Source organism: Rubrobacter calidifluminis (genome assembly GCF_028617075.1).
GTDB classification, from domain to species: domain Bacteria; phylum Actinomycetota; class Rubrobacteria; order Rubrobacterales; family Rubrobacteraceae; genus Rubrobacter_E; species Rubrobacter_E calidifluminis.
In genome coordinates this window covers 1-21,490 of the sequence record NZ_JAQKGV010000018.1, presented here as the reverse complement: position 1 = coordinate 21,490, position 21,490 = coordinate 1, and the positions used below count along the sequence as shown (strand labels likewise).

The following is a 21,490-nucleotide window of genomic DNA, read 5'->3' as shown; positions in this document are numbered from 1 at the left end:
CTCATGCCCTGAAGAGCCACTCGACGTTCTCGCCGAGGAGATCGCGGACCTCACGCCGCAGGGTCCGGTGCTCGGGCCGACGCAACGACGGATCGCGTGAGACGAGCTCGAACGCCGCCTTTCGGGCCTCGACGAGCACGTCCACGTCGCGCAGGAGCTTGGCGATCTTCAAATCCGGCATCCCGCTCTGGCGGCTGCCGAAGAGGGTGCCCTCGCCCCGGATCGCCAGGTCGGCCTCCGAGAGCCTGAAGCCGTCCTGATGCTCGCAGAGGGCCTCGAGCCGCTCCCGCGCGGACTCGGTCTTCGGGTCGGCGATCAGGAAACACCTCGGCGGGTGCACACCCCGGCAGACCCTCCCTCTGAGCTGGTGCAGCTGGGAGAGCCCGAAGCGCTCGGCCCCTTCGATGACGATCACGCTGGCGTTCGGCACGTCGACCCCGACCTCGACGACGCTGGTCGCCGCCAGCACCTCTATCTCCCCGGTACGGAACGCCGCCATCACCTCTCGCTTCTCCTCCGGACGCATCCGGCCGTGGAGCATCCCGACCCTCCGCTCGGGGAAGATCTCCTGCGAGAGCTCCGCGTGGAGCTCCTCCACGGCGCGCACCTCCTCAAGGGCCTCGGACTCCTCGACGAGCGGGCAGATCACGAAGGCCTGCCTGCCGGCTTCGAGTTCGCCGCGCACCTCCTCGTAGACCGCCGGGCGCTCCGACCTCGAGGCCAGGACCGTCTCCACGGGCCTGCGCCCGGGCGGCAGCTCCTCTATCACCGAGACGTCGAGGTCCCCGTAGAGCGTGAGGGAGAGGGTACGCGGGATGGGGGTCGCAGTCATCACCAGCGTGTCCGGCGAGACGCCCTTCTCCTGGAAGACGGTCCGCTGCGAGACGCCGAAGCGGTGCTGCTCGTCCACCACCACCAGTGAGAGATCCCGGAACTCGACCTCCCTCTGGATCAGGGCGTGGGTCCCGATCACGATGTGGGCCCGACCGCGCCGCAAATCGTCGAGCACCTCCCTGCGCTCCCGCGCGCCGAGCGAACCGGTCAGCAGCACCACCCTCACCGGGAGCCCGGCGAGCGCCGAGCTAATCGAGAGGAAGTGCTGCTCGGCCAGCACCTCGGTCGGGGCCATGAGTGCCCCCTGTCCGCCAGCTTCGACCGCAGAGAGCAGGGCCGCGACCGCGACCACCGTCTTGCCGCTCCCGACGTCCCCCTGCACGAGCCGCCGCATCGGCCGCTCCGATCTCATGTCCGCGAGAACCTCCCCCACGACCCGCTCCTGCGCCCCGGTGAGCGGAAAGGGCAACCCGCAGAGAAATGGGTTCAGGAGGCTGCCGTCACCGGCGTGGGACCGCCCGATCTCATCCCGCGCGAGACGCGCCTTGCGGGCCGCGAGCCCCACCTGGATCAGGAAGAGCTCGTGGAAGACGAGCCGCCGCCGGGCCACTTCGAGCCTCCGCCAGTCCTCCGGGAAGTGCACCTCCCAGATCGCATCGTGCAGGAGCGGAAGCCCGTGACGCGCCAGCACCTCCGCGGGCAAAGGATCCAGGATGTATCCCGCCTCACACAGCGCCCGGTGGACGAGCGTCCTGATCCTGCGCGTCTGCAACCCCCGACCGGCCGGATAGACCGGGACGAAACGCCCGGCGTGAGGGCTCTCGTCCTCGAGATCCTCCGCGATCTCCAGGTTTCTGGCCACGATCTGAAGCCCGTAGCGCCGCTGCACCTCCCCGGAGACGACGACCCGCGTCCCTTCGGCGAGCTGCCCCGCCAGCCAGTTCCGACCCCACACCACGGCCGGTATGTACCCCGTCCCGTCGTAGAGCTGGGCGGAGAACCCCGGCGCCCTCCCACGCACCGGGCGTCCGAGCGGCCTCGTGCCCACGACCCTGGCCACCACCGTCGCCCGCTCCCCGACCTTCAGATCCCCGATGCGCTTGACGTTGGAGAGATCCTCGTAACGCGAGGGGTAGTGGGAGACGAGATCCGCGAAAGAACGGATGCCGAGCTCCCCGAGCGCGGCCTCTATCCGCTTCCCGACGCCGGGCAGTTCCCCGACCGGGCGGGATCTCAGCTCGGGCAGCGTCGTGCTGCGCAGGGAGACTTCCCTGACGCTCCGTCTCCCCGCTTCAGAGGTGGGCGACGCCATAGGTGCCGGGACCGACGTGGCACCCGACCACCCCTCCGATCTCGGCGACCGGCGCGTCGGGCACCCCGAGCTCCTCCATCAGCCGCCGGAGAGGTTCCGCGGCGTCAACGTGCCCGAAGAAGATGGGCCGGCCCTCCTCGACGACCGGGCGCATCCGTTCGGCGATCGCCGCGAGCTGGCGCTTACGGCCCCGCGTACGTTTGTAAGGCGAGATCACACCGTCCTCGAGCACCAGCACGGGGCGGATGTCCAGCGTCGAGCCGAGCAGCCGCTGCGCCCGCCCGATCCTGCCGCTGCGCTCGAGGTACTCGAGCGTGCCGACGGCGAAGAGCGCCCGGCAGCGCCTTATCGCCTGCCGGACCGCACGCAGCACCTCCCCGAAGTCTCCACCCGAGTCTATGACCCTGAGCGCTTCCATCAGGATGAGCCCCGATCCGACCTCCGCGCTGCGGCTGTCCACGACCTCGATCTTCCTGTCCACCATCTCCGCCGCCGCGCGGGCGGACTCGTAGGTCCCGCTCAGCTCGCTGGAGATGGTGAGCACGAGCAGGTCGTCGTAGGCCGAGAGCTCCTCGTAGGCCTCGACGAAGGCCCCGGCCGAGGGCTGGGAGGTGGTCGGGAAGTCCTTCGAGGAGGCGAGCCGGGCGAAGAACTCCTCGTTGGTCATGTCCACCTTGTCGGTGAAGACCTCCTCACCGAAGCGGAAGGTGAGCGGGACCACCCGCACGTCAGGCCGCCCCGCCACCTCCGGCAGCAGCGTGGTCGTCGAGTCCGTGACTATCCCCGTGGTCACTCGGCCACCATCTCCAGCGGGTACAACGGCTGTCCCCCCTCCCTCACCTCGACCTCGACCTCGCCGTCGAGCGCTTCGATCTTGGAGGCGATCTCCTCCACCTCCCCGGCACCGAGCCCTTCTCCGGCGAGCAGCGTGAGGAGCCCGGCACCCTCCTCCACGAGGGTGCGGGACACAGCGAGCGCCACCTCCTCCACGCTCCCCCCGACGCTGGCGAGCTCACCGTCGAGGAAGGCCATGTACTGCCCCTCGGAGATCCTGCCCCCTGCGACGTCCGCATCACGCACGGCGCGCGTTATCTGCACCTGACGCATCGCCGAGAGAAGCTCGCGCATCTCCTCGACGACCTCCTCCGGCTCCTCCTCGGGGTCGAAGGCGACCATCGCGGCGAGCCCCGATGCCACCGTCGTGGTCGGGATGACGTGCAGTCGGGCCTCGACGAGCTCACGCGCCTGCTCGGCGGCGGGAATCACGTTCTTGTTGTTGGGCAACACGACGACCTCCCGCGCCCCGCTGCGCCGGACGGCGCGGGCGATCTCTTCGGCGCTCGGGTTCGCACCCTGCCCGCCCTCGACGACGATCGCCCCCATCGACTCGAAGAGCCGGCGGTTGCCCTCGCCCCGGCTCACGGCGACCACGCCGAGCCCGGCGGCGGTTTCCTCCGAACGCTCGCGGACCTGGGCCTCCATGTCGTCCACCTTCACCCCGGAGAGCCGCCCGAAGCGTCCCGCGTACGACAGGGCCTCGCCGGGATCCTGGGTGTGCAGGTGAACCTTGACCACGTCCGCATCCGGCACGACGAGAACGCTGCGCCCGATCCGGTGGATGTGCTCCCGGAAGTCTTCCGCGTCACCCGTAAAGCCGGTGACGACGAACTCCGTACAGTACCCCCAGGCCTCCTCCTCGTGTCCGACGGACTCCAGGTCCGGAAGCCCTTCCCCGGAGGTCTCCTCATCGAACTCTGGGCTCTCCCCCGCGAGCGCCGCCCGGATTCCCTCCAGGATGGTCGCCACCCCGAGCCCGCCGGCATCCACCACCCCGGCCCGACGCAGCGTCTCGAGCATCCCTTTGGTCCTGCCCACGGAAGCCAGCGCCTCCCGAACCGCCACCCCGGCGAGCCGGGCAGGATCCTGCTCTCCGGAATCGAACGCCTCCCGGGCGGCCCGGGCGGCGTCCCTGATCACGGTGAGCATCGTCCCCTCCACCGGCTGCCGCACGGCGGAGCGGGCCCTCTCCGATGCTCCTTCCAGGGCGGCCACCAGAGAGGCCGCATCGAATCCTTCGGACTCCTCGAGCGCCTCACAGGCACCCCGCACCATCTGCGAGAGGATCACACCGGAGTTTCCCCGGGCTCCCATCAGAGCCGCCCGCGAGACGTCCCGACCTGCCTCCCGGGCCGTGGGATAAGTCTTTCCGGCGGTCTGCTGCACCACCGCGTCCAGGGTGAGCAGCATGTTCGTCCCGGTGTCCCCGTCCGGGACCGGGTACACGTTGAGCTCGTTTATCCGCCCGGCCCGAGCCTTCAGAGCATCACGCGCCGCCGAGGCGACCGGATGAACCTCTACCGCCACGCGCCACCCTCCGGCGAACGAACGACCATCTGTTTCGAACTCTCTGTCATGGCTGACGATTCTACTATTCTCCCCGACGGTCTGGTACAATCACTCTTCGCTGTCCGGAGGTTCCCGGCATCCCCGATCAGGCGGCTAGTATATAAGAGGAGGACATCGTGGCGAAAGTCTGCTATTCGTGCGGCAAGGCTCCTGGCTACGGAAACGCGCGCAGCCACTCGCTGAAGGCGACCCGGAGGCGCTGGAATCCGAACCTGCAGAAGGTCCGCATCCGGGATGGCGCGGGGACGAAGAGGGTCTGGGTATGCACCTCCTGCCTCAAGGCGTTCAAGGTGGACAAAGTGATCCCGGCCCCCCGCACGACGCAGAGCGCCTGACTTTCGGGGCGGCTGCACGAGGTCTCCTCACTCGGAAGCCCGCTCCAGTCCCCCGATACGTTCCAACAGGTTGGCCATCTCTATCGCCGTCTGGGCCGCTTCGAAACCCTTGTTCCCCATCTTGGTACCGGCCCGCTCGATGGCCTGCTCGATCGTCTCGGTCGTGAGAACACCGAAGACGACGGGCAGATCGACCTCCAGCGCCACGCCCGAGATGCCTGAGGAGACACCACCGGCCACGTACTCGAAGTGCGGCGTCGAGCCGCGGATGACGGCACCGAGGCAGATCACGGCGTCGTAGCGGCCGGAGCGGGCCATGCGCCGGGCGGCGAGCGGTATCTCGTAGGAGCCCGGCACCCACGCGACGTCCACCGCCGAGAGGTCACCACCGTGCCGCCGTATGGCGTCCAGCGCTCCTTCCAGAAGCTGCTTGACGATGAACTCGTTGAACCGGGATGCCACGACGCCGAACGACAGCCCGGCGGCGTCGAGGCCCCCCTCCATGTAGTTCGGTGATCCTTCCACGTTCATCTCTTACGACCCCCTAGAACTGCTCCAGTATGTGGTGCATCTTCTCCCGTTTGGTCTTGAGGTAGCGCTCGTTCTCCCCGTTGGCCCTCACCTCCAGCGGTACCCGCTCCAGGATCTCGAGCCCGAACCCCTCCAGATCGGCCATCTTGGCCGGGTTGTTGGTCATCAGGCGCACGCTCTTCACGTTCAGATCCCTGAGGATCTGGGCACCCGCGCCGTAGTCGCGCATGTCCGGCGCGAAGCCGAGCTTCTCGTTGGCCTCGACGGTGTCGAGTCCCTTGTCCTGCAGCCTGTAAGCCTTCAGCTTGTTTATCAGCCCTATCCCCCTCCCCTCCTGGCTGAGGTACAGGATCACACCCTCCCCCTCCTCCTGCACCCGGCGCATGGCGGCCTCGAGCTGCTCTCCGCAGTCGCAGCGCAGAGAGTGCAGGGCGTCGCCGGTGAGGCACGAAGAGTGCATCCGGACCAGCACCCCCTCCTTCCCCTCCGGATGCCCGGCGATGAGCGCCAGGTACGGTAGCCCGTCGAACTCGCCCTCATAGGCTCGCAGCCGAAACTCACCGTAGGCTGTGGGCAGCCGGGTCTCGACGGCGAAGGCGACCTGCATCTCGTGCGCCCGGCGATACTCGGCTATCTGCTGGACGCTCACTATCTTCAACCCGTGTTCGGCCGCGAACCGCTCGAGATCGGGCATCCGGGCCATCGTCCCGTCGTCTTTCATGATCTCGCAGATCACACCCGCGGGCTTCAGGCCCGCCAGCCGGGCCAGGTCGACGGCGGCCTCGGTCTGTCCCCTGCGCACCAGCACCCCGCCGGGGCGGGCCCTCAGGGGAAAGACGTGTCCCGGCGAGACTATGTCCGAAGGCCCGGCCCCGTCGGAGACGGCGACCCGGATGGTGTGCGCCCGGTCGGCGGCCGAGATGCCTGTCGTCACCCCTTCGCGCGCCTCTATCGAGACGGTGAAGCCCGTCTTCATGCGCGAGCGGTTGTCCTCGGTCATCATCGGCAGCTCGAGCCGGTCGACCATCTCCGGGCTCATCGGCAGGCAGATGAGCCCGCGGCCGTGGGTGGCCATGAAGGTGATCGCCTCGGGGGTCACCTTCTCGGCGGCCATCGTCAGGTCGCCTTCGTTCTCCCGGTCCTCGTCGTCGACGACGATGACCATCCTCCCCTCCCTTATGTCCTCGATCGCATCCTCGACCCTGCTCAAAGGCATCTCTAAATGCTCCTCTCGAAACCCTTCTCGAGATACGGCGCGAGCAGCCGCTCGACGTACTTCCCCATGACATCGGCCTCCAGGTTGACCTTCGTGCCGACCCCGATCTCGGAGAGGTCGGTCGCGGCCTTCGTCTGCGGCAGTATGGAGACCGAAAAAGACTCCCCGCCGACGGAGACGACCGTCAGACTTATGCCGTCCACGCATATGCTCCCCTTCTCGACCACGTAGCGCAGCACGCTCCCGGGAGCGGAGAACTCCCAGATCTCGGCCTCACCCTCGGGCCGTATCGAGACGACCTCCCCGACGCCGTCCACGTGCCCCTGGACGATGTGGCCGCCGAGCCTCCCTCCGGCTTCGAGCGCGCGCTCCAGGTTTACCGCCCGCCCCTCGGAAAGATCCCCGAGCGCGGTGCGCCGGAGCGTCTCCGGCATCACGCCGAAGACGAGCTCTTTTCCGCTTCTCTCTGCGACCGTCAGGCAGACGCCGTTGACGGCGACGGAGTCACCGACCTCGACCCCACCGGCGAGCCTCCCCGCATCCACGACGAGCCGGGCGAGCCCTCCTCTCGAAAGCGCCACGACCCTGCCCTTCTCTTCCACCAGCCCGGTAAACATACGAAAGTCCTCCTCACCTCCCGCGCGGATAGAACGTCACCGCGACATCATCCCCGAGCCGCTCGACCTCCGAGACGGTGAAGGGCAGCGCGTGGGCCATCCCCGCGACCCCCAGCTCCCCCACCATCGGACGTCCGTCCGATCCTACGAGCTTCGGCGCGTAGAAAACGGTCATCTTGTTCACAAGCGAGCGCCGGACGAAGTGAGCGGCGGTCTCCCCACCCCCCTCGACCAGAACCCCCCGCACCCCGAGCCGCCCGAGCTCGTCGAGCACGAAGCCGGGATCGAAGATCCCGTCGATCAGCGGGGCTTCGACCACGCGTACGCCCCGCTCCTGCAGGGCGAGCGTCTTCCCGGAGGGTGCACCTTCAGCGGCGAAGACGATCAGGGGCGTCTTTCCGGCGCTCCGCACGAGAGCACTCTCCAGCGGTATCCTGAGCCGGGCGTCGAGCACGACGCGCTTTGCGGCGGGCACCTCTCCGGGGACATCCCGCACCGTGAGCAGGGGGTCGTCGGCGAGCACGGTTCCGATCCCGACGAGGACCGCTCCGGCTTCCGCGCGCAACAGATGGGCGCGCCGGCGCGCTTCCGGGCCAGTCACCCACCTGCTGTCGCCGCCGGCGCAGGCGATCCTACCGTCCAGGCTCACCGCAAGCTTGAGGTGCACGAACGGACGGCCGGTGCGCTTGTACCAGAACCACTGCTCGTTCTGCCGCCCGAACTCGGGGTCGTCCAGGACCTCTACCTCTACGCCCGCATCGCGCAACAGACGCACGCTGCGGCCGTTCATCCGGGGGTTGGGGTCGATGTGGCCGATCACGACTTTTTTCACCCCGGCTTCGAGGATACGCCCGGTGCAGGAGACCTCCGAGGAGCGGCTGCGGCGGTTGCAGGGCTCGAGCGTGACGTACAGCGTCGCGCCGCGGGCATCTTCCCCAGCCGCATCGAGGGCCACGGCCTCCGCGTGATGGCTGCCCGCGCGCTCGTGCCAGCCCTCTCCCACGATTCGGCCGTCGCGTACGACGACGCAGCCGACCAGGGGATTGGGTGCTACGGTGTAACGTCCGCGCTCCGCAAGGTCGCGGGCGCGCTGCATGTGGAGATCCAGCGTCGCAACATCCTTTCTCCCATCCGGACTCTCACCGTCGGCGCCGGACTCTCACCGGCTCCACCCCCGGGATTTCTCCGGGGGGTCGCGGGCTTTCCGGGAGAGGCTCCCGGATCACCGCCGGTGCGGGAATTCCACCCGCCCCCGAAAGTTTTGCTCGGCAAAGCTATACCACAGAGGCCCGCCCCCGGCAAGGAGAGCGCATCTAGCCGAAAGAGGAAGCCGGGCGGGCCGCGGAGAGTATCTTCTTTATCTCCTCGGCCGGATCTCCTCCGAAGACGGCCGACCCCGCCACCAGTACCTGCGCCCCGGCCTCGACCACCGCCGGGGCCGTCTCGGGGGATATCCCCCCGTCGACCTCGACGGGGAGGCCGGTGATCTCGCGCACCCGCCTGACCTTGTCCACCATCTGAGGGATGAAACGCTGCCCCCCGAAGCCGGGGTTCACGGTCATCACCAGCACGTAGTCCATGTAAGGCACGGCCCACTCGAGGACCTCGGGAGGCGTGGTCGGGTTGATCGCGACCCCGGCCTCGCAGCCGCCCTCCCGGATCTCTTCGAGCACGTGGTGCAGGTGAGTCACCGCTTCGTAGTGGACGGTGAGGCTGTTCACCCCGGCGTCGATGAAGGCAGGGATCAGGTTCTCCGGGTTCTCGACCATCAGGTGCACGTCCACCGGGAGCTCGATGGCCCGCACGAGCGAGGCGGCCACCACCGGGCCGAAGGTGAGGTTGGGGACGAAGTGGTTGTCCATCGTGTCGAAGTGGACGAGCTCCGCTCCACCCTCCTGCGCCTTCCTCACCTCGGCGGCGAGCTCCGCGAAATCCGCGGAGAGTATGGAGGGGGCGCACACGACCCTACCGCCGAGCTCCCTGTAGAACGCCAAAGGCAAACCTCCCGAGTCCTCGCGCACGATGCCCGAGAAATTATTCTACAGAACGCAGGATGGAGACGTCCCGCCCCTACCTCGCCGCAGCCCGCACGATGAAAGATCTTATACCGGGGCTGTTGACCTCGGTGTAGACGCCGGGATGATGGGCCTGCGCACACCCGATGCCGTAGCTGACGATCCCGACCTCGACCGGCTCTCTGCCGGGTTCGAAGAGCGGCCCCCCGCTATCTCCCTGACAGGCGTCTCTGCCCCTGCTCCCGGCGGCGACCATGAGCGTCGGGAAGAAGCGCGCCTGAGGACCCTCGTGAGCGTAGTCCCTCTTCGCGATGGCGTCGGAGACCACAGGAACGATGGTCGCGCGCATCCGGTCGGAGGAGGAACCATTCTCTGACGTCGTGCCCCAGCCCGCGACCGTGAGAAGCCGCCCCGGACGCTCCAGGTAGTTCTGCGCGGCGGTGGAGAGCCCAACCGGCTTTATCCCCCTCACCGGACGGTCGAGCCTGAGGACGGCGGCGTCGTAGCGGTTGTCCCGCGCGCCGTCGTAGCGCGGGTGCACGTAGGCGGCCACCGCACGCCGGATGACCCCCTGATGGCTCGTGATGACCGTCCTCCCGACGGCGAGCGTCACGCTGCGGGCGTCCACCACGCAGTGGGCGGCGGTGAGCACGCTGTTGGGGGAGATCAGGGTGCCGCCGCAGCGGGCCTCCCCCCCTCCCCTGACCCCGACCTGCAAGATCGCCATGAACGGGTATTTCCCGTTCGGGACGGGGTTGCCGCCCACGATCTGGGAACCGCTGCCACCGGCGTGGACGAGCGCCGGGTCGAAGGCAGGACCACGCTGGAGCGCGATGCGGTGCAGGGTCACACTCTCACCCTCCGCACGGGCCGTCCCATGCACCACGGCTATGACTGCCACTGCGGCCAGCAGGGCCGTCAGTAACGCAACCAGCACAGTCACTCTGTTTTTAAATTTCCTCCCTACCCCGGCCAACCTGCCTTCACCTCTCCGGCTCACGATTCACGAGAAAGGGCGCCTTTTCCCTGGCGCCCTTTCGAACACTACATTCTTGGGTGGTTCAAGTCAACGATCCACTAACCCGGGAAGCCGCCAGACTGCCAGTTGGCAGCCACAGTATTGGGCGCAGTGCTGGTGCCGTAAGTAGTTCCTGTATTTTCGTTCGTCCTGATCCAGAAACACGTACCCGACTTGCTGCAGGCTCCAAGCGTCGCCTGGGAAGCAGAATCTGCATTGTAACCTATCGTATTTGGTGTGTTGGCCACCGGCTGATTCGCGAAGGTCAGAGAAGGCTCTGCCGCATTGAGTTTCGCAATCGTAACGTTGGTATAGTCCTGGTTATTGCCAGCCCAGACTGATTTCGCTGCTGTAAGCGCGTTTCGTACGCTGGACTGGGCCTGCGCATCATAAGCCTTGTTGCGCTGATTGAGAAACGTTGGGATCGCTATCGCGGCGAGAATACCGATGATGACCACGACGATGAGGAGCTCTATGAGGGTGAAGCCGCGTTCGTCACGCCGGGCCTCCCTCATTTGCTCGAGCTTTTTCCCTATCCAGAGCAGCATCAACCATCTCCTTTCATGCATCTTTCCGCCTGGTCTTCCCGCTCGATCGGTCCAGGTCTAGCTGCAACCGGTTTATCGGCCGGCAGTGAGGGTGGCTTTAGGAGTTTCGAGAAAATTCCTCAAAAATTTTTCCGGATCCGAAATCCTGGCTAGGACCGGCTCTCTCCGCCGCCGTGCAGCAACCTGACACCCGCACACAGAGCGAGGTAGAGCACCCCTGCGAGGACGAACGAGGGGATCGAAGCTCCCAGCCCGGGGAACTGGCGGGTGATGAACTGATAGGCGGCTACGCCCACAGCCCACGAGAACACGGCCATCCAGTCGAAGGCTGATCCGCTCTTCTCGTAGACGGCCTCCGCGTCGATTCCGCGGCGGCGCAGCAGGAAGTAGTCGACCGCAACGACGCCGAAGAGCGGGGCGAAGAACGCGCCGAGCATGAACAGGAAAGACTCGTAGCGCCCCATGGGAAGCACGGCCGCGGCGACGAAGGACACGACACCGAAGAGGACGACGAAAGCCCGCTGCGGTACGCGGGAGAAGATGTTGCCCGCCGAGACCGCGCAGGAGTAGAGGTCGGCGAAGGCATTGTCCGTCTCGTCCACGAGCACCAGGATCAGGGCTGCGACCCCGATCGGGAGGGCGAGTATCGCCTGCACGATGCCGCTCGTACCGAGCGCGAGCACGGCGAGCGCACCGAGGGCGTAGAACCAGACGTTGGTGACGAAGAACCCGGCGTAGGTGCCGAGTGCGGCACGACGGGCACTGCGGGCGAAGCGGCTGTAGTCGGCGGCGAGCGGGAGCCACGAGAGCGGCATGGCCACGACGAGGTCTACCGCCTGCGGGAAGGTGAGGCCTCCCTTCCCCGGCTGAGAGAGCGCGCGTGAGAGGCCGTAGTGCGAGAGCAGGTAGTAGGTCAGGTATACGGTGGTCAGCAGAAGCAGCCATATACCCACCTTCTCCAGCCACACCCTCACCACCACCAGCGGCCCGCCAAGAGCGAAAGCCACGCAGACGAGCGTGAAGAACACCAGCCAGAACCAGTGCAGCGAGGTACCGAGCAGACGGTGGGTGATGGCACCGGCCGCCCGGGTCATTATGATCAGCTCGAAGGCCGTCCAGCCGACGAGCTGCACGACGTTGACCACGGATGGCAGGTAGGAGCCGGCGGAGCCGAGCGTCGGGCGCAGGGAGGCCATCGTCGGGAGACCGTGGTCCGCCCCCATCACGGTGGGGACCAGCAGGATAAGGTTCCCGATGACCGTCCCGGCCACGATGGCCGCGAGCGCGGCTCCGAACCCTAAAGCCGGCACGAGCAGGGTGCCGGCGACCATGACGAGGAGCCCGGCCCCGTAGCTGCCCCACAGGACCGTGTAGTCCCAGGCTCCGAGCGTACGCTCACCGGGCGGCACGGGACGGGGGTCGAACGAGGCGCTCACGGCAGAAACTCCAAGTCAGGATCAAGGAAGATGCAAGAGCGTGGCGAGAAACCGTTCATCTTTTCGTCCCTCCGTCGGCATTACCCGAATCAGGTTCAAAGGGTCGGCGCCACCGTAAGAGAACGGCGCCCTCTCAGCTTCCTCCGGCGGAAGCTCCCCTCGTTCTGGTAGTGTACAGCAGGGCGCGGACACCTTCCAGAAGCAGCACCACCACCATACGGGTAGACTCTTCTCTGGAAACGAGCGGTTGCAAGCGAAGACGGAGGTGAGAGCGGTGAGGAACAAGCTCCTGGCGGCGGCGCTGGTCGGAGGGACGGCCCTGTACGCGCGTGATCGCGGCCGGAAGAGACTCGGCGTTCCCTATCAGGAGGCACGGCGTAGGGTAGTCATCGTAGGCGGGGGATTCGGCGGAATCTCCGCCTTCCGACAGCTGGTAGACAGCTTCACCGGAAGCGACGAGATCGGTGTACTGTTGCTCGACCGGGTGAACTACACGACCTTCTGGCCGATGGTCCCTTCGGCCATCTCCGGCAACGTCGAGGTCCGGCACATGGCCTACCCGTTAAGGCGGCTGGTCATACCCCGTGGGGGCGAGTTCTTCCAGGGCGAGGTCGTGGGGGTGGACTTCGAGCGCAAGAAGATCAGGACGGAGTTCGGAGAGTGCGACTACGACCACCTCATCCTGGCGCCGGGGAGCCAGACGGCGTTCTTCGGGACCAAGGGGGCCAAGGAGCATGCCATAGACCTCAAGGGCCTGAGGGAAGCGCTCGAGGTGCGCGGCAGGATCATAGACCGCTTCGAGGAAGCCGAGCGGCTGCGCGGTAAGGTCCCCGAGGAGCACCTCACCTTCGTCTTCGTGGGCGGAGGTCCGACCGGCGTCGAAGGCATATCCGACGCCCACGACCTCATCTTCGACGTCTTAAAGGACGACTATCCGAGCGTGGACTTCGACCGGGTGCGCCTTGTACTCGTCAACGCGGGCGAGAGGATCCTCAAGGGCATAGACCCTTCGCTCGCCAACGCAGCCTCGCGCCGCCTCGCCGCCCAGAGGGTCGAGGTCATAAACAACACCAAGGTCGATGAAGTATCCCCGGAGTACGTTAGGCTCTCCGACGGGAGGACGCTCCCGACGCGCACCACGGTCTGGGCCGCCGGTATACAGCCGCCGCCGCTCGTGGAGGGACTGGACATCGAAAAAGATGGGCGCGGGAGGATAATCGTCGATGAGTACCTGAGGGTAAAGAACCGCCCCGGCGTCTACGCGGTCGGCGACTGCGTAACGATCGACTACGACGGCCCACCCGTCCCGGCGCTCGCCCAGTCCGCCGAACAAGAAGGCAGAACGGCCGCGCTGAACCTCGCCGCGGAGCTCAAGGGAGGAGAGCTGACCCCGTTCCGCTACCGGCACCTCGGGCAGCTCGTCGACCTAGGGGAGAGTAGCGCCCTCACGGACATACTCGGGGTCCGGGTGAGCGGGCTGCTCGGGGCGCTCATCTGGAAGGGAGTCTACCTTTACGAGCTCGGCTACAACCTCAACCGGGCGCAGGTGCTCTTCGACTGGACGGTGGACCTGTTCACCAGGCCGAACATCTCGAAGCTCTTCGTCGACTGAAAAGCCCGCAGGGAAACACCGGGCAGGAATACAATTAGTAACCTCGCCGGGAGAGATGAGAACGGCGGCTGTACCGGACGAGGACGGAAACGGAGGCGAATGGGCCAGGCTCCACCGGAGAGCGAGACCGGAAATCCAAAAAGGGAGAACGGGGTGAGCTGGCTCAGGCGCGGCGCCCCGCTGGCGGTACCGGTGCTGGTCGCGGGGGCGCTGGTAGTCCTCTACGAGCTCATCCCGGTGCTCGAACTGCTCGCGATCTCCGCGATCCTCGCGCTCATACTGCGCTCTCTCGTACTGCTCCTGGGCCGGTTCGGCATCCGCTCGTGGGAGGCGGTCCTGATCCTGCTTGGGCTGCTCGCCGCGACGGGGGTCTTCATCTGGCTGGTTATGCTCCCGCACGTCGCGCGAGAGGTGGTAACGCTGGCCAGGATGATGCCCTCCTACATAAGCTCCCTGGACGGCCTCTCACGCCAGCTCCACGCGCGGCTGGACTTCTTCCCCAACCTCTCCAGCGACCTCAGTCACCTGCAGAGCTACCTGATGGGGCTTCTGGGCTCCGTTCCGGCTCTGCTCGGCACAGCGACACACATGCTCATCGACACAATAGCGGTCGTGGTCCTCTCACTGTACATGGCGCACGACCCGTCCTCGCTCATTCGGGGGATAGCCCGCTTCGTTCCGGATGGCAGGCGGCACGAGTTCTACGAGATAGTCTCGAACCTCGAAGGCAGACTTCGCGGCTGGCTGATAGGCCTGATACTCGCGATCGTAATCATCGGCACGGGGGCAGGGGTGGGGCTGTGGGCGCTCGGGATACCGCTCTCGCTCACCCTTGGCATCCTGGCGGGTCTGCTCGAGATCATCCCGTATTTCGGCCCCATCCTGGGAGGCCTGCTCCCGGCGCTGCTGGCGCTGACCATCTCCCCCCTGAAGATGATCCTCGTGGTCCTGCTGTTCTTCGCGCTGAACCAGTTCGACAGCCACGTGGTACAGCCGCTCATCGTCGGAAGGGAAGTGCGGCTGCACCCGGTGGCGGTCATCGTCTCGTTTCTGGTCTTCGGCAAACTTCTGGGGCTGGCCGGGGTACTGCTCGCGATACCGGCTGCGGCGTTCATCGTGACGCTCGCAGACGAGCTCATGCCGGAGAGGAAGGCGCCCTGTAAAGGGGAACCCGGCGACTCCGAGACCGAGCCGGCACACGCGGGCAAGGGCAACCCGGACTGAGCCCTCGGGGCAGAGATCTGCTCACCTCGAGGATTTTTTAGCGATCGCGGCGAGGGCAAGGAACTCGTGGGCGACGTTGGCGGCGAGGAGCGCCGTGATCTGGGCCGGATCGTAGGCGGGGTAGACCTCGACGACGTCGAAGCCCGCGGGATCCAACCCGGCGAGCCCCCGCACGAGCTCCTGTACCTCGCGGCTGGTGAATCCCCCGACCTCGGGCGTCCCGGTCCCGGGGGCGTAGGCGGGGTCGGCGAAGTCCACATCAAAAGAGACGTAGACCTTCGCATCCCCGACCCGCTCCCGGATGCGCTCTATGGTCCCGGGGATGCCGATCTCGCGCACCTCATCGGTCGTGATGAGCTCGAAGCCGAGTTCCCTGGATGCCTCCCAGTCGGAGGCGTCGTAGAGCGAGCCGCGCATCCCGACCTGAACCGACCTCTCCGGACGCAGCAGCCCCTCCTCGACGGCACGCTTGAAGGGGGTACCGTGGGTGTGCTTCATCCCGAAGTAGGAGTCCCAGGTGTCCGGGTGGGAGTCGAACTGCACCAGGGCGAGCGGTCCGTGCACCGCAGCCGCGGCCCGCAGCTCGGGCAGGGCTATGGAGTGATCTCCCCCGAGCACGACGGGGATCACGCCCGCCCGGTGGATCGGTGCGAGTCCCTCCTCGATGAGGCGGTAGCTCTCCTCTATGTAGCCCGGGACAACCGCGACGTCGCCGTAGTCTATGACCGAGAGGTGATCGAAGAGGTCTATCCCGTGCGAAGAGTTGTACCTCCGCAGCAGGTGCGAGACCGAGCGTATGCCTTCCGGGCCGAAGCGGGCCCCGACCCGGAAGGTCGCCCCGGTGTCGAAGGGCGCCCCGACTATCGCGGCGTCGGCGTTCTCGAGGTCCCTCGTGTTGGGCAGGCGCATGAAGGTCCTCACGTCCGAAAAACGCGGCGTCTCGAAGGAGTCCGCCGGCTCGTAACGGGTCACCTGTTCTCCCTCCTCCCTGCTCGGGTTCTCTCCAGGATGCCTGCGTAGAGCTCCGGGCGGCGGTCGGCGAACACGTCGTTGCGCTCCCCGATGCGCTTGTCGCGCGCCGCTTCGAGGTCGCAGCTGGCGCTGATGATACCCTCTCCCTCCCGCGGTCCGGCGAGCGGCCAGCCGTCCGGGTCGGCTATCACCGAGCCCTCGACCCACCGCACGCCCCGCTCGGGGCCCGTCCGGTCGCAGGCGGCGATGAAGATGCGGTTTGTCGCGGCGTTCGCCTGCACCCCTACGACCTCCATTGGACGCTCCCCTGCAGGCCGCGGGTAGAGCGGCCAGTTCGTGGGGGCGCACAGGATGTCGCAGCCGGCGAGGGCCGCGAGCCGGACCCACTCGGGGAACTCCAGATCGTAGCAGATCACGACCCCAACCCTGCCGAAGTCCGTCTCGACCACCGGTGGCTCCTCGTCGCCGGGTTCGAAGAAGAGCGTCTCCTCACCCCACAGGTGCGCCTTGCGGTAGACGGTCACCTCCCCCGAAGGATCGACAAGGACGGCGGTGTTGGAGATACGCCCGCCACGATCCTCACACAGCCCGCCCACAACGACGGCCCCGCTCCTGCGGCTGAGGTCCATCCACCCGCCCACCGTGGGTCCGTCGAGCGGCTCGCCGAGGCGTACCGCCTCGCCGAGATCGTGGAAGACGTAGCCGGAGTTGGAGAGCTCCGGTAAGACGACGATCCCCGCTCCCTCGCGGGCGGCGCGCTCTGCCGCCTCCAGGACCTCCTCGCGGTTGCGCCCGGCCTCCCCGACCGCGAGCGCCACCTGGCAGCATGCCACCCGGACGCTCAAGTCCTGCTCCCCCCGGGAAGGACAGGACGCGGACGTGTAAGTTCAACCGGCATCGAAAACCACCACCGAGCGCAATCCCGAGGCGTGCTTAAGATCGTAGAGGGCTCCATCAAGCTCATCCAGAGATATGGTACGCCCGATGAGCCTGTCGAGCGGAAGCCTGCCCGATGCGTACAGACGGGCCATCTTCGGAAAGTCCACGGAGGGGACGCAGCTTCCATAGTTGCAGCCGACGATGCGTTTACCTCCGTCCGCGAGATCGAACGGATCGAACCCGACCATCGCCCCTTCCGGCGTCATCCCTACCACTATCGCCTGCCCTCCGCGCCCCAGAAGAGACGGGAGAAGTTCGATGGTCTCGGGAAGCCCTATGGCCTCGAAGGCGTAATCTGCACCACCCCCGCTCACGTCCTTGATCTTCTCGACCAGATCAGGGTCATCCCCACGTAGCAGGTGGGTCGCCCCCATCTCCTTCGCGAGCGCGAGTCTCTCATCGGAGAGATCCACCGCGACGACAGGTTCGGCACCGACCAGGTTCAAACCCATCAAGATCGCCTGTCCGACTCCACCACAACCAATGACCACAGCTCCATCTCCGGGACGGACGCCAGCCGTGTTGACGACTGCACCGACCCCTGTCGTAACCGAGCAACCGATAAGTGCAGCGATCGGGAAGGGAACATCCGACGGTACGGGTACAGCAGCCGATTCAGGTACCACCACGGCCTCCGCGAAGGTGCCCAGCCCGAGGAACGAGCGTACAGGCGAACCATCGTCTCGATAGAAGACCGTCCTGCCACCGGGCAGCAGGTGCTCGAGCGCACTGGTACCGGTACACAGCCAAACCCTGCCCCTGGCGCACTGCCGGCAACGCCGGCAGGGAGAGAACCAGGAGAGAATCACATGATCCCCTGGTTCCAGCCCGGAGACGCCTGGACCGATGGTTTCGACCACCCCCGCGCCTTCATGTCCGAGAACAAGCGGAGAAGGCACGCTCCACTCACCCTCGACGACGTGTAGATCAGAGTGGCATACCCCGCTGGCCCGCACACGCACCCTGACCATCCCCTCACCCGGGGGACTGAGGAGAAGCTCCTCGTCGGTGAGCGCTCCCCCGGCCTCCACGAACACCCTGGCCCTGACCCCGGTATACTCAGTGCCCATTCTAAACCTGAGCCATGGGCGGAACGTCACGGTCCTCCAACTCGCGGTGGCTTCTCTTCACCTCCCGGTCTTCCGCCTCTACATCAAGCGAGCGAGAGAGCAGGTAATAGCTGCAACCGGATACCGTAAGGCCTACCAGCCAGGCAATATCCACCCCGTGAAGCGCATCGCCCAAAGGTCCGGTCCATATTCCAGGTACGACAAAGAAAGGTACGCTCGTTGCAAAACCGATCAGAAAAGCGCATATACCGCGCATTCCCCACGTTCCGTAGAGCCCCCTGGCGGTAAAAAGCTCCGTGATGGCGTAATGTCCATGCCGGACGAAGAAGTAGTCCACGAGGTTGACAGCGGTCCAGGGAGCCAGAAGGTAGAGCATTATTATCAGCGTGGAGGAGAGCGTATCTATGGCGCTGGCGGAGATACCGATCGAGACCACGGTCCAGATGATGGCGAGCACCAGGATCGTCACTATGCGTATCCTGCGGGTTGGGGTAACGCTTCGGAAGGCATCGACGGCTGTAACCGTCGTGAGCATGCCACCGTAGGCGTTCATACCCATGGTCGCAACCAGGACTGCGACGGACGCGAAGGCCAGCAGTGTACCCAGACCACCGAAGACGTTCTCTCCCGCATTGTGCAAAGAGACCAGTGCGTCTGTCGCGTGTAACCGGGTCGCCAGCCAAGCCCCGAGCGCGATGAGCCAGACCGCAGAACCGGAAGCTCCTAAAAACACCGATGTGATAATCGCACGTGGCTTCGTATCGTGTGGCAGGTACCGGGAGTAATCGGATACGTAAGGCGCATAAGTTATGTTGTAAGAAGCACTCGCCGTAAACTGAGCCATAAAGGCCACGATGTTGAAGTCTCCCGAACCCGGGCCGGTGCCTCCGGCATCACCGAGAAAAACAGCCAGGGTTAGAATGGCATACAAAGGCAGAGATATCCAGAAAAGCGTCCTGAAAACCAGATGAACCCAGTCGTGCCCGTAGATCGCGATCAGCGCTGCTACGGCCGAGATCACCAGCATCACAACGGCCCTATCCCAACCGAAGAGCCCCCCAAGACCACTGGAGATCAAAACGCTATCCACCACGTTGAAAGCGACGTAGGTGAAGAAAGTCGCGAAAAGTGGCAGGATCACCCCGCGGTACCCGAACTGGGCACGGCTCTGTACCATCTGTGGCAACCCAAGCTGTGCTCCCTGGATGGCGTGAAATGCCATAAAAAGTGTACCGAAGAGTATTCCGAGCGTCCCGGCAAGTACAGTCCACCACATTGATAGACCGAGACTCGGTCCTATGAAGCCTATGGTGATCGTGAAGAACTGGAAATTGCCCAGAAACCAGAACGGCCCCTGATGCCATACCTTGCCGTGTCGCTCATCGTGGGGCACGTAATCAATGGAGCGGCGCTCTATGGACTGGCCAAGCCCTCTCCTCTTCTGCATTTCTCCTTCTCGGCTCATTTCCTCCACACTCCTGAAGACATCCCGTCCCGGCAGTTTAATGGGCAACAAATAGAAACAAAATGTACTTATCTACATAACCTTCCGCGAAACGTCGTATGAACCTACAATCACGGCCATGAAAGGGGACATGACGCTGCGAGATTTCGTCGATGACAGCTCGCTTTCACTGGAGGTCGTGGTGGGTGGTGATCTCAGGCGAACAGTGAGGTGGGTGCACGTGACCGAGCTGATCGACCCTGCGCCCTACTTAGAAGGCGGGGAGTTCATCCTGAGCGCCGGTGTATGGAGGGAACGCGGAGGGGAGGTAGAGCGGTTCGTCGGGGCGTTGCGACACAGCGGAGTGGCGGCTCTCGGGTGGGGGCTTCTGGCAGAGGACGAACGGGTGCCGGAGGAGGTGGTGGCGGCGTGTCGAAGAGTGGATCTGCCGCTCATCTCGGTACCGACGAATACGCCTTTCATTGCGATCGAACGACGGTTCTTCGAGTATCTGCAACGCAGGCGGGAGGAAGAGCTCAGGCGAAGCCTGGCGTACAACGAGCGGCTCATAAGATCCATCTCATCTCTTCCCGGTGGTGTACGCGGCGTGTTGAAAACACTCGGGGAGGAGCTCGGCGTATGGGTTCGGCTGGAGAGACGCGGCGAGAAGACCGGAAATGGCATGCCAGAGGATGGAACAAGGTTCCCAGTGGTTCACGGGGAGCACCTGGTAGCAAGGCTCCTCGTTGGCATTCCGCCGCGAGAGCTCGGCCCCCGGCAGCGAGCCGCGATCGATCAGGCCATACCCCTCCTGGAATTCGTCCTGGCCCACGAGCAGGAGCTCCGGCAGGCCGAGAGGAGGCTCGCCGCCGAATTGGTCGAGGGGGTGCTCACAGGCCGCACCCGGTTCGCCGCCGGGCGGCTCAGGGCCTACGGGCTCGACCCGGAAGGTACGCTCGTGGGCCTCGTGGTCAGGAGCGGCACTCCGGAGGACGACGCCGGCCGGGTACAGCGGGTGCTAACCGCCCTGGGGGGAGAGGCGGTCGTCGCCGTCTGGCAGGGAGACGTAACTGCCATCTTCCAGCCCGCGGGAGGGAGACCCGACCTGGAGAGGCTCGGAGACGCGGCGGTACAGGCACTCGGTTCCGGACGCGCCGTCGGGGTGGGAAGTCCTGCCGGAGGGGTGGACGAGCTCAGGCGCAGTCTGATCCAGGCGCGCCAGGCCGCGGAGCTCGCCCGCAGGGAGCCCGGGAAGGGATATGTCGTGCACGACCGGGTCGAGTCACAGGCCCTGCTGCTCGCCCTGCAGGACCAGGACGTACTCGCCGCATTCCGCAACGCACTCCTCGGCCCCATCGTGGAGTACGACGCCAGGCGGAACACCCGGCTGCTCGAGACGCTCGAAGCCTTCATCCTCTCCGGAGGCCGGTGGGAGGAGACGGCCCGCAACCTCCACATCCACGTCAACACCCTGCGCCACCGTCTCTCCCGCTGCGAGGAACTGACCGGAAGAGACCTCTCCACGATGGAGAGCCGCGTGGACTTCTACCTGGCCCTGCGCTCCCGCCCTCAGAGGAGCACCTCCTCCGGAGGGGTGTAGGCAAGGGAGTGCGCCTGCGCTACAGGCTCTGAGGTGAGATGACCTGCTGTGGTGGCAAGCCCTCTCCTCAAGGCTTCGTCTTCTTTTGCCGCTCTCTCTATGCTCCCACTTTTGGCTATCTCAACCACATAGGGCAGCGTGGCGCTCGTGAGTGCCAGCGTGGAGGTCCTCGCTACAGCTCCCGGGATGTTGGAGACGCAGTAGTGGATTACGCCTTCTTCTTCGTAGGTGGGATGGGTGTGGGTGGTGGGGCGGCTGCTCTCAAAGCACCCTCCCTGGTCTATGGCTACGTCTACCACCACAGAGCCTCTCCTCATCTGGCTTATGGTCTTCCTGTCTATGAGCTTTGGGGCTTTCGCTC

Annotated in this window: 19 protein-coding genes, 1 pseudogene and 2 riboswitches; of the genes and pseudogenes, 4 read left to right on the top strand and 16 right to left on the bottom strand. The window is 65.8% G+C overall.

Features of this window, described 5'->3' with window-relative positions; translation table 11 throughout:
* Position 1: 1 nt before the first annotated feature.
* Genes recG through PJB24_RS13420 form a run of 3 tightly spaced genes read right to left on the bottom strand, consistent with a single transcriptional unit; the run spans position 2 to position 4,510 of the window.
* Positions 2-2,146 carry an ATP-dependent DNA helicase RecG gene (gene recG / locus PJB24_RS13430; protein ID WP_273846685.1) on the bottom strand — a complete coding sequence of 715 codons (2,145 nt, stop codon included), beginning with the start codon at positions 2,144-2,146 and terminating at the stop codon, positions 2-4.
* Positions 2,127-2,939 carry a DegV family protein gene (locus PJB24_RS13425; RefSeq protein ID WP_273846683.1) on the bottom strand — a complete coding sequence of 271 codons (813 nt, stop codon included), beginning with the start codon at positions 2,937-2,939 and terminating at the stop codon, positions 2,127-2,129. The genes recG and PJB24_RS13425 overlap by 20 nt, the downstream gene beginning before the upstream one ends.
* The gene (locus PJB24_RS13420) at positions 2,936-4,510 is read right to left on the bottom strand and encodes a DAK2 domain-containing protein (protein WP_273846681.1); all 1,575 of its coding nucleotides are present in this window, start codon (positions 4,508-4,510) and stop codon (positions 2,936-2,938) included. The genes PJB24_RS13425 and PJB24_RS13420 overlap by 4 nt, the downstream gene beginning before the upstream one ends.
* A gap of 158 nt (positions 4,511-4,668) precedes the next feature.
* Here PJB24_RS13420 and rpmB point away from each other — a divergent pair, with 158 nt between their 5' ends.
* Positions 4,669-4,887, top strand: coding sequence for a 50S ribosomal protein L28 (gene rpmB / locus PJB24_RS13415; RefSeq protein ID WP_273846679.1), 219 nt, complete (start codon positions 4,669-4,671; stop codon positions 4,885-4,887).
* A gap of 27 nt (positions 4,888-4,914) precedes the next feature.
* Here the strand turns inward: rpmB and ribH are convergent, their stop codons facing one another.
* The 8 genes from ribH to cytX form a co-directional block, all read right to left on the bottom strand.
* On the bottom strand, positions 4,915-5,418 hold the full coding sequence (gene ribH / locus PJB24_RS13410) for a 6,7-dimethyl-8-ribityllumazine synthase (protein WP_273846677.1): 504 nt from the start codon (positions 5,416-5,418) through the stop codon (positions 4,915-4,917).
* Positions 5,419-5,431: 13 nt separating this feature from the next.
* Positions 5,432-6,634: a bifunctional 3,4-dihydroxy-2-butanone-4-phosphate synthase/GTP cyclohydrolase II gene (locus tag PJB24_RS13405; RefSeq protein WP_273846675.1), complete on the bottom strand. Its 1,203-nt coding sequence runs from the start codon at positions 6,632-6,634 to the stop codon at positions 5,432-5,434.
* Positions 6,635-6,636: 2 nt separating this feature from the next.
* A complete protein-coding gene (locus PJB24_RS13400; protein ID WP_273846672.1) occupies positions 6,637-7,251 on the bottom strand; it encodes a riboflavin synthase in 615 nt (204 codons plus the stop codon).
* 13 nt (positions 7,252-7,264) lie between these two features.
* A complete protein-coding gene (gene ribD, locus PJB24_RS13395; protein ID WP_273846671.1) occupies positions 7,265-8,347 on the bottom strand; it encodes a bifunctional diaminohydroxyphosphoribosylaminopyrimidine deaminase/5-amino-6-(5-phosphoribosylamino)uracil reductase RibD in 1,083 nt (360 codons plus the stop codon).
* A gap of 19 nt (positions 8,348-8,366) precedes the next feature.
* A riboswitch (FMN riboswitch) is annotated at positions 8,367-8,515 on the bottom strand.
* A 49-nt stretch (positions 8,516-8,564) separates the two neighbouring features.
* Positions 8,565-9,245, bottom strand: a complete 681-nt coding sequence (rpe, locus tag PJB24_RS13390) for a ribulose-phosphate 3-epimerase (RefSeq protein ID WP_273846667.1) — start codon at positions 9,243-9,245, stop codon at positions 8,565-8,567.
* 76 nt (positions 9,246-9,321) lie between these two features.
* Complete coding sequence (locus tag PJB24_RS13385; RefSeq protein WP_273846665.1) at positions 9,322-10,203, bottom strand: serine protease; 882 nt, start codon at positions 10,201-10,203, stop codon at positions 9,322-9,324.
* A 140-nt stretch (positions 10,204-10,343) separates the two neighbouring features.
* The gene (locus PJB24_RS13380; protein WP_273846662.1) at positions 10,344-10,832 is read right to left on the bottom strand and encodes a type II secretion system protein; all 489 of its coding nucleotides are present in this window, start codon (positions 10,830-10,832) and stop codon (positions 10,344-10,346) included.
* Positions 10,833-10,981: 149 nt separating this feature from the next.
* Positions 10,982-12,268, bottom strand: a complete 1,287-nt coding sequence (gene cytX / locus PJB24_RS13375) for a putative hydroxymethylpyrimidine transporter CytX (protein WP_273846660.1) — start codon at positions 12,266-12,268, stop codon at positions 10,982-10,984.
* A gap of 49 nt (positions 12,269-12,317) precedes the next feature.
* A riboswitch (TPP riboswitch) is annotated at positions 12,318-12,438 on the bottom strand.
* A 104-nt stretch (positions 12,439-12,542) separates the two neighbouring features.
* Here cytX and PJB24_RS13370 point away from each other — a divergent pair.
* Entirely contained in the window at positions 12,543-13,880 is a 1,338-nt protein-coding gene (locus PJB24_RS13370; RefSeq protein WP_273846657.1) for an NAD(P)/FAD-dependent oxidoreductase, read from the top strand.
* 153 nt (positions 13,881-14,033) lie between these two features.
* A complete protein-coding gene (locus tag PJB24_RS13365; protein ID WP_273846656.1) occupies positions 14,034-15,104 on the top strand; it encodes an AI-2E family transporter in 1,071 nt (356 codons plus the stop codon).
* Between the two features lie 21 nt (positions 15,105-15,125).
* Here PJB24_RS13365 and speB read toward each other — a convergent pair whose 3' ends face one another.
* From speB to PJB24_RS13345, 4 genes are all read right to left on the bottom strand, one after another.
* Positions 15,126-16,076, bottom strand: coding sequence for an agmatinase (gene speB / locus PJB24_RS13360; protein ID WP_273846653.1), 951 nt, complete (start codon positions 16,074-16,076; stop codon positions 15,126-15,128).
* Complete coding sequence (locus PJB24_RS13355) at positions 16,073-16,921, bottom strand: nitrilase-related carbon-nitrogen hydrolase (RefSeq protein WP_273846651.1); 849 nt, start codon at positions 16,919-16,921, stop codon at positions 16,073-16,075. The genes speB and PJB24_RS13355 overlap by 4 nt, the downstream gene beginning before the upstream one ends.
* Positions 16,922-16,963: 42 nt before the next feature.
* On the bottom strand, positions 16,964-17,986 hold the full coding sequence (locus PJB24_RS15960; RefSeq protein ID WP_420541950.1) for an alcohol dehydrogenase catalytic domain-containing protein: 1,023 nt from the start codon (positions 17,984-17,986) through the stop codon (positions 16,964-16,966).
* 100 nt (positions 17,987-18,086) lie between these two features.
* Entirely contained in the window at positions 18,087-19,532 is a 1,446-nt protein-coding gene (locus PJB24_RS13345; RefSeq protein ID WP_273846645.1) for a purine-cytosine permease family protein, read from the bottom strand.
* A 148-nt stretch (positions 19,533-19,680) separates the two neighbouring features.
* Here PJB24_RS13345 and PJB24_RS13340 point away from each other — a divergent pair, with 148 nt between their 5' ends.
* A complete protein-coding gene (locus tag PJB24_RS13340) occupies positions 19,681-21,129 on the top strand; it encodes a PucR family transcriptional regulator (protein WP_273846642.1) in 1,449 nt (482 codons plus the stop codon).
* On the opposite strand, the pseudogene PJB24_RS13335 reads toward PJB24_RS13340, so the two are convergent.
* Positions 21,099-21,490: pseudogene (locus tag PJB24_RS13335) on the bottom strand (alanine dehydrogenase); the annotation flags it as partial. The gene PJB24_RS13340 and the pseudogene PJB24_RS13335 overlap by 31 nt on opposite strands.